Origin of the sequence: Neisseria bergeri, from assembly GCA_003044455.1 — a bacterium.
Classification (GTDB): Bacteria; Pseudomonadota; Gammaproteobacteria; order Burkholderiales; family Neisseriaceae; genus Neisseria; species Neisseria bergeri.
In genome coordinates this window covers 1-13,177 of record POWY01000015.1, presented here as the reverse complement: position 1 = coordinate 13,177, position 13,177 = coordinate 1, and the positions used below count along the sequence as shown (strand labels likewise).

The window sequence follows — 13,177 nt, the reverse complement described above, 5'->3', positions numbered from 1 at the left end:
ATATATTGTATGACTGATTGAAATATTTGTTGTCAGACGTAATCAATATTGATGGACTTGAAGGCAATTAAGATGCATAAACAACTAATAAAATATATATCATTCTTAATGATATCCTTAATGGTAAGCTCATGTGCTTCCGACCATAAACCCCCTAAAGAATCTGATGAGAGTGGGGAAGAAATTGATGTACAAATCATAGTTTCTCCTGATGTGAATCCTAATATAGTTGGTCAACCTTCTCCCATCAGGCTGGATTTATATCAGTTGTCTTCTGATGGAGAGTTCAAAAAATCAAACTATTTTGAACTTACCAACAATGCCAAAGAAAATTTAGGTGAGAAGTTAATCCAGCAGAACCAATTCATGCTGCATCCTGATACGGTTACCATATTGCCGATTAAAATGGATTCGCACCTGAAATATCTAGGCGTAGTCGCAAGTTATCGAGATTTGAATAACAGTCAATGGAAATTGGTGTTATTGAAGCAGAAGAAACAATGGTATCAATTTGGTAAACATTATTTCTATGTAAACGTTGGTAAAAATAAATTAACCCAATTATCAAAGTCAGAAATGAAGGATATGTTAAAGGAATATAAAGAGCGGCACCCTGACGATAAAAAAATTAGAGAAAATGGAAAAGCACGCAAATACGGCAGCGATCTTAGTAAAGGCATTTTCCGTGAAGAAAAATAATAACTAAAAAATTAAGGATGAAGGCATGGCAATAGAAGCAAAAGTAGTATGGTCAGAGGGTATCTTTATTACTCCTCAACATTTCCAGCAATTTGAACGTTATCTTGAATCCGGCTTACGCCAATTAACCGTTTCTCAAGAGGGCCATTTTTGGGGATTCTCTTCGCTGGTATTAAATTCAGACAGCCTCAAACGAGGGGTAATTAGTATTAATGAAGCAGAAGGGGTTTTTCCCGATGGCTCTGTATTTTTGTTCTCGCAAAAACAGCTCGAAAATCTGACTCTAAAAGTTCCTGCAAATATTAAAGACACCAAAATCTGCCTAGCTGTTACTCTGCCTTCTTCTGTAAATAATGAGATTTATTTTCCAAATCAGGACTCTTCAGACTCATGTCGCTACAAAGCTTTTAATAAAACTCTAGCAGACACTACAAATACTGAATTAGATGGTCGTCAGATAACACTGGCAGATCTTAATCCGATGTTAGTTTTAGAAAACGACTTAACCAGCGGACAAACTGCCCTGCCCATTGCTCTCATCCGTTCCAGCTCTGCGGACTTTGAAATCATTCTGGACGAATCATATATTCCGCCTTGTCTCGGAAGTCAAAAGCAACAGCATCTAAAGGCTTATATTTCAGAGATCTATGGTTTATTGATGCAAAAAAGCAATAGCTTGGCTAATGCTGTGAATGATCCTAATACCGGCGGCTCTGTTGAAGTTATGGACTTCATGATGCTTCAAACCATTAATCGATATTTGGCATATTTGCATCACGAAAATGAAGGCGCACGACAAACACACCCTGAACAATTATTTATTAATTTATCCAAACTATGTGCTGATTTAATGACCTTCCTGCCTTCTCGCAAAGTAGGTGATATCCCAGTATATAAGCATAATGACCTAGCCTCATGTTTCGGTAAGTTATTTTTCAATTTACGTAAATCATTATCTATCGTACTTGAACAACGAGCGATTAGGATTCCGCTTGATATGCGTGATGAAGCGACTCGCGTTGCTCAAACACCAGACCAAAGTTTACTGGACAAAGCTTCATTTGTTCTTGCGATTAAAGCCGATATGCCGAACGAAGCATTGCGCCAAAAAATTCCTAGTGTAGTAAAAATAGGTACCGTGGAAAAAGTAAAAGAATTGGTTGCTTACCACCTGCCTGGAATTAGGGTGCACGCTTTATCTGTTGCACCAAGAGAATTGCCATACCACAGCGGTTATGTCTATTTTGAATTGGACAAAAAGCACGAGTTGTGGGACATGTTTGATACTTCATCAGGCATGGCCTTCCATTTAGCCGGTAATTTTCCGAATTTAGATGTTGAATTTTGGGCAATTAAGTCTTTAAGTTAATTTGGTTTAATTTGGAATTTTATTATGGATAACCAGAATAATGCTGCACACGGCATCGCAAATATTTATAACCCTTTGATTGAGGCTGCCAAACCGGTTTTTATCTTAGTCAATGCGATGCAACAAACTACCAGTCAATTGTCTACTGACAGTTTGATCAACAAATTTTCTATCCTAATCAATAATTTTGAAGAAAATGCTGAAAAAAATGGAGCAAGGTATGACGCTATTCAGGCCGCAAAATACTGCCTATGTACTTTCGTAGATGAATTAGCTGTTCGTGCGGGTTGGGCAGATCAAACTTGGTCCAAAAACAGCCTGCTAGTATCTTTCTATGACGAAACATGGGGAGGAGAGCGTTTTTTTGAGATTATTCAAAATCTAAAGCAGGATCCGGATAAAAATATTGATTTATTAGAGTTCATGTACTTATGTTTGCAATTTGGCTATAAAGGCAAGTATCAAGTATTAAACAGTGGCGAACTCGAAATTGACAAAATTAAAAGAGACTTGCTTGCCTCAATCCATAGCAAAAGACCAGATCAAACTACTGCTCTTTTCAAACACAATCCAATCATTACAAATACCATCCAGAGAAAACAGAGACTTACTATTCCTTTATGGGTAGTAGGTGTTTTAGGGGCAGTCATCTTAGGAGTGGGCTACTTTGCCATGCAATGGTCTTTAGGTGATGATTTTGATACTGCCAGTACAAAAGTCAACAATCTCAAACTCCCTTCTGTTACGGCTAAACAGCAAGAAACACAAAATACTGTCCGACTACGTCCTTTATTGGAAAATGAAATTGCTAGAAAGCTAGTCTCTGTAGAAGACTTTCAAGATAGAAGTACAGTCACTATTTTGGGTGACGGTCTCTTTGAGTCTGGTTCTGCACAAATCCAAGACCAATATTACCCTGTCTTAGCTAGAGTCAGCCAAGCTTTAGATAGCGTAGAAGGGCAAATCGTAGTGACCGGATATACTGACAATCAACCCATTCAGAGCTTGAACTTCCCATCTAACTGGCATCTCTCTCAAGCTCGTGCAGACGCAGTAAAAGAAATTTTATTGAATTACATCAAAAATGGCGGAGCTCGTATTCGTTCAGAGGGGCGTGGTTCGACCGATCCTGTTGCGCCAAATGATACTTTGGAAAATAGAGCCAAAAACCGAAGGGTTGAAATCACCCTATTCACAACTGGAACCGGCCCGAAACTGGGTAGTGCAGTAGAAGTAAAAACCAATACTTCCACTACTCAGCCAAGCAGTGATGTAAGTACACATCAATAATCTGAAATTGGATTGATACGGAAAAACAAATATGAAAAAAATTCTTTATTTTCTAGGCTCCCGTTCTTTATGGGTAATGCTGGGTATCGCCGGTCTGATTATATTGGTATGGTTTATCGGCCCACTGATTTCCATAGGCGAAATCCGTCCTTTAGCAAACAAGACCATTCGCCTTGCCGTGTGTGCAGCCATTATCGGCATTTGGTTGGCTAAAGCCATATTTCGCCAATATCGTGAATCACGCCGCAACGCTGCCTTACTGAAGGAAATTCGCGCAGCGCAAGAACCCATCTTGAAAAATGCAGGCGATGTCAGCTCAATGAGCCGTCAGTTTGCTGAAATGGATAAAATACTGAAAAACGCTAAATTCTCCAAATCTAAAAATAGTTTATTGGCGAGATTGGAAGAAGGTCAGTATCTTTATCAAATGCCGTGGTATGTTGTTTTAGGTGCTGCCGGCTCTGGTAAAACAACAGCGTTAAAACGTTCCGGTCTCAACTTCCCCCTAGAAAGCACTTTAGGAACATCTGTAAGCGGCTTGGCAGGAACGCGTGATTGCGATTGGTTTTTATCGGATGAAATTGTACTTCTCGATACTGCGGGCAGATTGTCTTTACATGACAACCACAGTAATAAAGACTCCAGCGACTGGGAAGAATTTGTATCCCTTCTGAAGCGTTACCGTCCCAAACAACCTATTAACGGTGTATTGGTTACCGTCGGAGTAGATGACCTTTTGGGAGGTAAAACCAATATCCCCAAAATTTCTGCAGAGCTTCGCAAAAGAATCCATGAGATGCATACTAAATTAGGTATACATTTCCCCGTTTATCTCATGATAACCAAACTGGATTTACTGCATGGTTTTGACAAATTCTTTAATCATCTGACTGAAGAACAAAGAAATCAATATCTGGGAATTTCTCTTTCTGATACGGAAGGGATGGAAACTCCTATTGCCACTGCTTCCAACGCTTTATCGGAAGTTGTAGATAAATTGCGCTCCTCTATGTTGGGCACTATTCACCAATTGGAATCTTCTGAAGATAAAGCAGCGGCTTTTGCTTTCCCTGAAGAATTTGAACGTCTTAATCAGGCGGTACTTTCTCTATTTAAAGAATTATCTAAATCTTCAAAATTTGAGCAACCTATCTCGTGGAGAGGTGTTTATTTCTCAAGCGGTACCCAAACGGGACAACATTTCAATCCCATCTTGGATGGCTTGCAAAACGATTTCCAATTATCGAAAAAATACTTGGATTCGGATCGAACCAAAACTCAAAATAATGAGCGAAGCTTTTTCCTGCACAGACTGTTCTCTGATGTCATCCTTAGTGAAGCAAACCTGGCGGGAGAAAATAAATCTTGGTTTGTCAAAAAACAAATGCTCTATTGGTTAGGCATTGGAGCTATTGTCACCATAGTCGCTGCCTGCTTAGCCATGATGCTGAACAGTTATTCGAATAATCGCTCATATCTTGAGCAGGTTGGCGATAAAGCAACCAAACTGGGTCAAGAGGCGAAAAAATACACTGAAGCTCCCGACCTACTTAAAGCAGTAACATTTGCAGAACATGTCAAAGATACAACCAGCAGTAGAGAGATTCCCGATCTGTCCTCCCCTCCCCTCAGCTATCGTATGGGCCTTTATCAAGGCGGGCAAATGAAAGACGTTGGAGAATCTGCCTACCGCAGAATCCTTCAAGACAACGTAATGCCTTTAATCAGCTTTAAATTAGATGAACTTCTGCGTACAACCAGCGGCTCAGTCAGAGTTAATGGCTACAATGCTTTAAAAGCTTATCTGATGATGTATGACAAAGAACATTTTGATGCCGCTTTTATGCAAAACTGGCTGATGACTAATTTGTCTGAAGCAGAATCTTCAGGCATGAGCAACCAACAGAAAAAATCTGTTGAAAAAGCTTTACACCAGATTCTTTCCAAGCAAAGCATTACTCCTAGCGCACCCTATGATGAAGCATTGGTTGAACGTCGTAGGCAAGAAATTGCCCAAAGAGATATTGCAACTATGGTGCTGGAGGATACCATCAATACTGTTACTCTCTCAGGCAAAGAAGGAATCACACCTGTTTCTCTTTCAAGTATGGGCGGTGTGCAAAGCCACTTATTGTTCCGTCGTAAAACTGGTAAAGCTTTAAAAGAGCCTATTAACTTCATTTATACCAAAGAAGCCTACATTACCAAAGTATTACCTGCTATGGTTAAATCGGCAGAACAATTTTTTAATGAAGACAACTGGGTATTGGATAGCTATGCCTCACAAAGCCAAAGTAAAGCTACTGTTCTTTCTGATGCTCAAAAGCTTTATTTCAACAATTACATCAAGGCATGGAATAACTATTTGTCTGATTTGTCATTGGTTGTACCTAAATCATCTCGAGAAAGTATTCAGATTGCCAAACTTTTGTCAGAGAAAAATTCGCCCTTGGTTAACATTATCAAAGGTATCAGTGACAACACGACGCTTACCATTGATAAAAAGATAACCGATAAAGCAGACAGTAAAATTGCCGACTGGTTAAATAGAGCAGGTCTGTCAAAGCTTTTAGACGCTGAAGGAGAGGCCAATGTGAAAAATGAATTGGCTGCTTTGAAACTGGCCACTCCTGTTGATGATGCTTTTGCAGATTTCCATAGCCTAACTGAAACCACAAACGATCAACCTCCGGCTATTAACAGCATTACTGAAGCCATTAATGATCTGTACGTTTATTTGGTTGCTGTTAATGTTGCAGTTGAAAAAGGGGTAGATTTGCCTCCTGATGATCCGTTTGTGAAATACAAAGCTGAAGTAAACCGGCTTCCTATGCCTTTCCGCCCAATGTTAGACAGTTTTTCTGAGATCATTTTGAACAACACCGACAAGATTGTCGATGAAAAACTTATGTCCACCTTGGAAAAACAGTTGGCAACCGTAACAAACAGTTGCCAAGAAATACATCAACAGGGTTACCCTTTTGATAGGGGATCTGAGACCAATGTTGCCTTGGAAAGCTTTAGCAATATATTTGGTCCAAACGGTATGTACAGCAAGTTTACCAATTTGTCAGGGGAGGCCGCCATATTGGCGCGTTCAGAGAAACTGGAAACATTAGCGGCCAAAAACAGCGCATTTAAAGACCGTTTTTCCAAACTGAACGACATTGCAACAATCCGACAAGGATATTTCGACAAAGGATCTGAAACGCCTACTTTTGGCTTTACAATCAAGGTCTTGCTCCTTGATCCCAGCCTGGAAAGTGTGAATGTTTCTTATGCAGGGAAAAGCTATGTATACAGTCATGGCCCAGTCAATCCTGCAACCTTTACCTGGCCCTCAAAAGAAGAAAATGCCTTGGCAAAGATCGATGTTTCCTCTCCGCAAATCAATAGTGCGGGTATCAGCTCAACCGGATCATGGTCAATATTCCGTCTGATTGAAAAAGGAAAAATCATTCGTCAAACAGGAAACACTACCGTTGTCGAATACAACATCCAAGGCAAAAACATTGTGCTTGAATTTACTACTTCTACAGCCTTCAACCCTTTTAATTTAAATAAATTAAGGAATTTTCAGTGCATTTGAAGGTCGTAGTGCGAATGTAAGCAGGTCGTCTGAAATCACATATTCCAACAAGTTTCTGCCACAGTCCTTTGTGTGATTGAAAAATAGAAAGTCTGACATTGAAGCGAAATTGGTTTCTAATGTAAACAAGGAATTTCCCGAAATGAATAGAACAGTCGTTGCTCATACACCTTTGGAATCACAACTATTATTCAAAAAAATGCTTGGAACAGAATTTGTTTCAAACCTTTTTGAATTTAATATCACTTTAGTTTCCAAAGATTCCAATTTACAAGGCAAAGATATTATCGGACAACCAATAACATTGGAAATTGATACAGAAGCAGGCAGTCCGCGTTATTTGAACGGTTTGGTGACTGACTTCGGCTATATCGGCGAAGATGAAGACGAAGAAGACTATCATGCCTACACCTGCACAGCTCGTCCGTTTATGTGGTATCTCACCCAAAATACCGACAGCAGAGTATTTGTCGATAAATCCGTTCTGGATATTGCCAATGAAGTCTTATCTCCCTTCGGATTCCCCTTTCAGGTTAAATGCCAAAAAAACTATCGTACAAGGGGCTTTTGTGTTCAATATCAGGAAAACAGTTTTGACTTCCTGAGCCGCCTATTTGAACAGGAAGGCATCTACTATTACTTTACCCACAGCAACGGTTCGCACGAGCTGGTTATTGCTGATGATGTCGGTATTCTGGAAGCCGTCTCTTCTCCTAACATTCCTTACCATTCCAAAAATACTGCACCCGGAGCACCCAACATCGCCTATATCGATGTTTGGGAGGAACGTGATGCCCTGAAATCCAGCCAGTTCGTGACTCAGGAATACAATTATAAAAACGCCAAAGTCCCGATGAAATCTTCTGACTCGGTTCACGATTTCAGTTCTGTCCCGATGGAGCATTATGACTTTTATACCGGCTTTAGCGATGTTTCCGAAGCGCAAAATTACAGTCAGGTACGCAGTGAAGATTTGAAAAGCCAAACTAAGATTATTACCGGTTCAGGTACTGCATTGACGGTGGCTCCGGGTTATACGTTTACCCTGAGTAAGCACCCGCATTCATCATCCAATACCGAATACACCATTCTGAAAGCAGATTATGATTTTGAAGAAGCCGGCTATACTACCGGCGACCGTATCGGTAAATTCAGAATTTCATTCCGCGTATTGCCCAAATCCTACCCATACCGCCCTCCCCTTAAAACGCCAAAACCCAAAGTTTTGGGCACACAAGCGGCGACGGTAACGGGTCCTGCCGGAGAAGAGGTTTATACCAACGAGTATGGCGATATTAAAGTGCAATTCCATTGGGACCGCTACGGTAAAATGGATGAAAACAGCTCCAACTGGGTTCGGGTAACGCAAGGTTCTGCCGGTGCGGGATACGGTTCTATCAACACCCCGCGTATCGGTGAAGAAGTGCTGGTCGACTTCATCAACGGCGATGCCGACCGACCGATTGTATTGGGTCGTCTGTACAACAGCGCAATGTCGCCACCATGGGGCTTTCCTGCCGCGGCCAAAAAGTCCGGTATCAAAAGTAAAAGTTTCAATTCGCCATTGTCCAACTTCAATGAACTGATGTTCAACGATACTGCCGGTTCCGAGATGGTCAATTTCCAAGCGCAAAAAGACCTGACCTCGCTGGTTAAAAATAACGAAACCCGCAACGTCAACAACGACCGCACCACCACGATCGGTAACAACGAAACCGTTACAGTAGTAGGCGATCGGGCAAAAACCGTCCAAAAAAACGAAACGGCTTCAATTACCCAAAACCGCATAAAATCGGTGGGTCAAAACGAGACCTCCAGCATTACCCAAAACCAAAGCATTAGTGTAGGAGACAATCAAAGTACCAGCGTAGGTAAAGACCAAAGCGTCAACGTGGGTAAAAACCGCAGCCGTTCTGTCGGTTTGAACGAGAAAGTAGGCATAGGACAGAGCCAAGCGTTGACTGTCGGACAGGATCAGAACGTTGCTGTCGGCAAAAACCAAGCTCTGACCGTCGGTGCCAACCGCAACAAGACCGTTGTTGCCAACGAAGTCAGCAGTATCGGCGGCAACAGACAGGAAACCGTCAGCCTGAACGGTATGAACAATGTCGGTATCGGACAGATGACCAACATCGGTGCAGGCTATATGTTGAACGTCGGTGCAGGCTGGATGACCAATGTCGTCGGTGCAGAAATGCATAGCGTCGGCTTGGTGATGGGTCTCAACGCCGGTATGAACATCGGCCTCAACGCCGGTCGAAACATCACGCTGTCCGCAGGCAGAAAAATCACCATACAAGTCGGTAATTCTATGATTTTGATTGATAAAAACAAAATCAGCATCGTCAGCAAATCGATCAAGATCGTCGGTACGAAGGTGGTAGATATCGACGGCAAAAAAGTCGATATCAACTAGAGAAGATGCGCCATGTTTGAGTTGCAGAACTTTACCTGCTTTCATACGCAGCAGTTTAAAAACATCGACCAAACAGATCGGGCTTATGATGTAGTCGTTGCCAAAGTCAGCTACGAGTTTGAAATCGACTCGGAAACAGGAAAAGCGGAGCTTGCGTTTGCCCGTAAGCAAACGCCACTCACGTTTGCCGATACCTATTACGGCGATCCCTCGCAAACCTCAACTCAGTTTGAAAGCGACTTCAGCCTCTACAAGCCCAAAACCGACTTGGTCGTCAATGCCACCGCCTATGCACCCGACGATGTCCCCTCTCGGCAATTTACCGTATCCGTAAGCATCGGCGATTACCAAAAAAGCCTGGCGCTTACCGGGGAACGTTACTGGGTAAGGGAGGCGGCAGGATGGTCTTTGAGCGAACCCGACCCCATCCTTTCCCTGCCTATCCGCTATGAGTTTGCCTTTGGCGGCAACGCAGTAGAAGACGACCACACAGGCTATCAGCAGAACGCCATCGGTATCGGCTACTATCCGAAGGCCGAACTCAAAAAAAACGGGTTCAAACGGACGCTGAAAGCACATCAAATCTACGACCCTGCACACCCGGTGCGCGATCCGTCCGATAAGGCCGAACCCGAAGGCTTCGGCTTTATGCCCCGTTATTTCGCACTGCGTGCCCAACATACCGGTACTGCCGATGAGCAATGGATAGCCAACCGTGCCCCGCTACTGCCTGAAGATTTTTCTATGGCCTATTGGAACGGCGCCCATCCCTCGCTGCAACTTCCCCATCTGAAACCCAACCATATTTACGAACTGAGCTTTACCGGCATGGTGCATTCCTTCCAAGCCCCCAACCAACGCTTTACCGTTGATTTGCCGGTAGAAACCGTGTTCGTCCACGCCCATACGGCAACCAACTCGTCATTGTGCAAAGATATGGTATTGGACACCATACTTGTCGATGTGGAACAACGCCGCATCGATTGCAGCTACCGCACATCTTTTCCCGAGGAACTGGAAATTGCGGCATGCCAGCTCAGATTCATCGCCCGACACGAACGGGCAGATCAAATCGCGGCCGCTCAAGCCTGTCGGGATTCGCAGGATGAATTTATCCCAATCCCGCCATCTTTGGCAGCACACATATAAACCACACACACATAGGTCGTCTGAAACTCTAAACCCTTACTCATCCCTATTTCAGACGACCCCATCCCCCAACAGGAGCAAGCCGCCATGGCATTCAATAAAATCGCCCGTAAAAGCAGCGACTTCAGGGTCGTCTTTACCGTCCCCGATTTCTGCTGGCCGCCCCCTCCTGCCCCACCGGTCGCACCGCCCATCCCCTTCCCGCTCTTCGCCGACCTGGGCGGCGCCCAAACCGTCGCCAATGACGTACGCCTCAACCGCAAGCCCGCCTTCGTCTTCAAGGCCAGTAAAACCAACCGCACCACCGGCGACGAACCCGCCATACCCGGCCGCAAGGGGGTGTTGTCGCGTACCGCCGCCAAACCTGCCTGGCCGATGATGCACTCTTCTTCGGTTAAAATCCGCAAGCGCCACATCATCCGTGCCGGCGATATGTTCCACATGAACAACAAGTTCAAGAAGAAACTGCCGCCCAAACCCTGTATTTCCTGCAAAGCTGCCGCCGCTGCCGGCCGCCCGGTCAATCCGATACACGGGCTGAAGTTTCTGGAGGGTGAAACCGACTTTGCTTTTGAAGGCATCCTGCCGCTGGTCTGGAGCCGCAGCTATTATTCCGACCAGGACGGTACCGGCTGGCTCGGCGAGGGCTGGAGCGTGCCGGGCTGCCAACGCATCATCCGCGATGCGGCGGGATTGGCCTATATCGACGATCAGGGCCGTCTGTTCCCGCTGCCGGAAGTCGATGAAGACGATGAGGAACCGGTATTGTTCGAGAGCGAACAGATCTGGTTCAGTAAGAATCCGGACGGCCATTATGTCATTGCGTCGCTGGACGGTTCGATAGCGCTGCGCTTTGCGCCTTTGGCGGTGGCGGGTTCGGACGAGGATTCCACCCTCTTCCCGCTGGTGGCGGTGGAAGATGCCAACGGCAACCATCAGCGTTTCGTCTATCATCCGCTGACCGGTCTGCCGCAATACGTCATCGACGGCAACGGCCGGGTGTTCTCGCTGGACTTCGGCAATGTGGCGGACGAACAGCCGCCCAAAATGCGGCTGCTGTCGGTATCGCTGCTGGAGGGGTTGCCCGCCTTCGGCGAAACGGTCCGGGTCGGCAGCCCGCTGGTCCGCTACGAATACAATAATAGCGGCGACTTGATCCTCGTCATCGGCCGCGACGGCAACGTCAAACGCAGCTTCGGCTATAAAAACAATCTGATGGTGTCGCACACGGATGCGGCGGGATTGGTATCGGAATACGAATACGACCATTACACCCCGACCGGCAAGGTGTTGCGCAACCGGACTTCCTTGGGCGAGGAATGGCGCTTTACCTATCACGACGGTTATACCGAGGTAACCGACGTGTTGGGCCGTACCGAGCAATACCATTACGACTACAACAACGAGCTGACCAAGCGGGTGTTTGCCGACGGCAGCACCGTATTGATGGAACGCGACGGTTTGGGCCGTCTGCTCGGCCACACCGATGCGATGGGGCGCGTTACCCGTTATCAGTACAGCAACGAGGGGCAGGTAGAGGCCATCGTCCGCCCCGACGGCGCCATCCTGCATTTCGACTATGACGACTGCTACCGCCTGATCCGCAAAAGCGATGCGGAAGGCCGTTATGACGGCTATACCTACGACGAAGCGGGCAACCTGCTGACCCATACCGACCCGCTGAAACATACCACCCGTTTCGAATATGCCGGCAACGGCCTGCTGCTGTCGGTGACCGACCCCAACGGCAGCAGCACCGCCTACCACTATAACAAAAACCATCAGCCCGACCTCATTACCGACTGCTCCGGTTACGAAACCAAACTCTCTTATACCCCCGAAGGACAGCTGGCACGCATTACCGATGCGCTGGGACGGCACACCGAATACCATTACGATGCCGACCAAAACCTTACCCTCGCCCTCTATCCCGACGGCAGCAAAGAGACCTTCGGCTACGATGCCGCAGGCCGTCTGACCACCCATACCGACGGCGAAGGCCATACCACTTCCTACGAATACGGCCAAGACGGCCTGCCGACCCGGCGCACCAATGCGCTGGGCCATACCTTCGGCTACCATTACGACAAAGCCCGCCGTCTGATCGGCCTCACCAATGAAAACGGTGCGCGCTACCGTTTTGCCTACGACGTCCTCGACCGCCTGATTGCCGAAAGCGGTTTCGACCGGAAGCTCACCGGCTACCGCTACAACGCCGGCAACGAACTGGTCGAACAGCGCGAATATGGCGACGACGCCACCCTCGCCGCCAAACTGATGGCGCAGCCGGGCGGACAGCCCGTCCCCAGAAAAGACGCCGCCCCGCTTTCAGACGGCCTCGACAGCCAAACCCCGCTGCGGATGACCGAGTTCAAACGCGATGTATTGGGACGCCTAATCCATACCCTCGCCCGCAACAACGACAAGGTTCAGGAAACCGTTTACCAATACGACCCGAACGGCAACCTCGTCCGTGCCGCCAACCGCCACAGCATCACCTGCTTCGACTACAACGGAAACGGCCAACTCATCGCCCAGCACCAATGGAAGGTGCCGTCTAAGGAAGAGAACGCCCGAAACGGTCTGCCCGAAACCGACTGGCGCGATGCGCAGTACGATATGCTGTACCTGCCCGTTACCGAAACCGTCCGCTACCACTACGACT

General features: G+C 46.1%; 7 protein-coding genes. All 7 read left to right on the top strand.

Annotated elements, in window-relative coordinates; translation table 11 throughout:
* Positions 1-72 precede the first annotated feature (72 nt).
* The gene (gene tssJ, locus DBY86_RS11115; protein WP_107820009.1) at positions 73-699 is read left to right on the top strand and encodes a type VI secretion system lipoprotein TssJ; all 627 of its coding nucleotides are present in this window, start codon (positions 73-75) and stop codon (positions 697-699) included.
* Between the two features lie 25 nt (positions 700-724).
* Entirely contained in the window at positions 725-2,068 is a 1,344-nt protein-coding gene (gene tssK / locus DBY86_RS11110; RefSeq protein ID WP_107820008.1) for a type VI secretion system baseplate subunit TssK, read from the top strand.
* A 24-nt stretch (positions 2,069-2,092) separates the two neighbouring features.
* Positions 2,093-3,358, top strand: a complete 1,266-nt coding sequence (gene tssL, locus DBY86_RS11105; protein WP_107820007.1) for a type VI secretion system protein TssL, long form — start codon at positions 2,093-2,095, stop codon at positions 3,356-3,358.
* A gap of 31 nt (positions 3,359-3,389) precedes the next feature.
* A complete protein-coding gene (gene tssM, locus DBY86_RS11100) occupies positions 3,390-6,947 on the top strand; it encodes a type VI secretion system membrane subunit TssM (protein WP_107820006.1) in 3,558 nt (1,185 codons plus the stop codon).
* 142 nt (positions 6,948-7,089) lie between these two features.
* Complete coding sequence (locus tag DBY86_RS11095; RefSeq protein ID WP_107820005.1) at positions 7,090-9,363, top strand: type VI secretion system Vgr family protein; 2,274 nt, start codon at positions 7,090-7,092, stop codon at positions 9,361-9,363.
* 12 nt (positions 9,364-9,375) lie between these two features.
* Positions 9,376-10,512 (top strand): DUF2169 family type VI secretion system accessory protein, encoded by a 1,137-nt coding sequence (locus DBY86_RS11090; RefSeq protein WP_107820004.1) that lies wholly within the window; start codon positions 9,376-9,378, stop codon positions 10,510-10,512.
* An 87-nt stretch (positions 10,513-10,599) separates the two neighbouring features.
* Positions 10,600-13,177, top strand: a 2,578-nt coding sequence (locus DBY86_RS11085; protein ID WP_107820003.1) for a DUF6531 domain-containing protein, incomplete at its 3' end; no start/stop codon positions are given.

What these genes read in the sequence shown, in the direction of transcription:
- tssJ (WP_107820009.1), top strand. Translation starts at nt 73, where the DNA reads ATGCATAAACAACTAATAAAATATATATCATTCTTAATGATATCCTTA.
- tssK (WP_107820008.1), top strand. Translation starts at nt 725, where the DNA reads ATGGCAATAGAAGCAAAAGTAGTATGGTCAGAGGGTATCTTTATTACT.
- tssL (WP_107820007.1), top strand. Translation starts at nt 2,093, where the DNA reads ATGGATAACCAGAATAATGCTGCACACGGCATCGCAAATATTTATAAC.
- tssM (WP_107820006.1), top strand. Translation starts at nt 3,390, where the DNA reads ATGAAAAAAATTCTTTATTTTCTAGGCTCCCGTTCTTTATGGGTAATG.
- DBY86_RS11095 (WP_107820005.1), top strand. Translation starts at nt 7,090, where the DNA reads ATGAATAGAACAGTCGTTGCTCATACACCTTTGGAATCACAACTATTA.
- DBY86_RS11090 (WP_107820004.1), top strand. Translation starts at nt 9,376, where the DNA reads ATGTTTGAGTTGCAGAACTTTACCTGCTTTCATACGCAGCAGTTTAAA.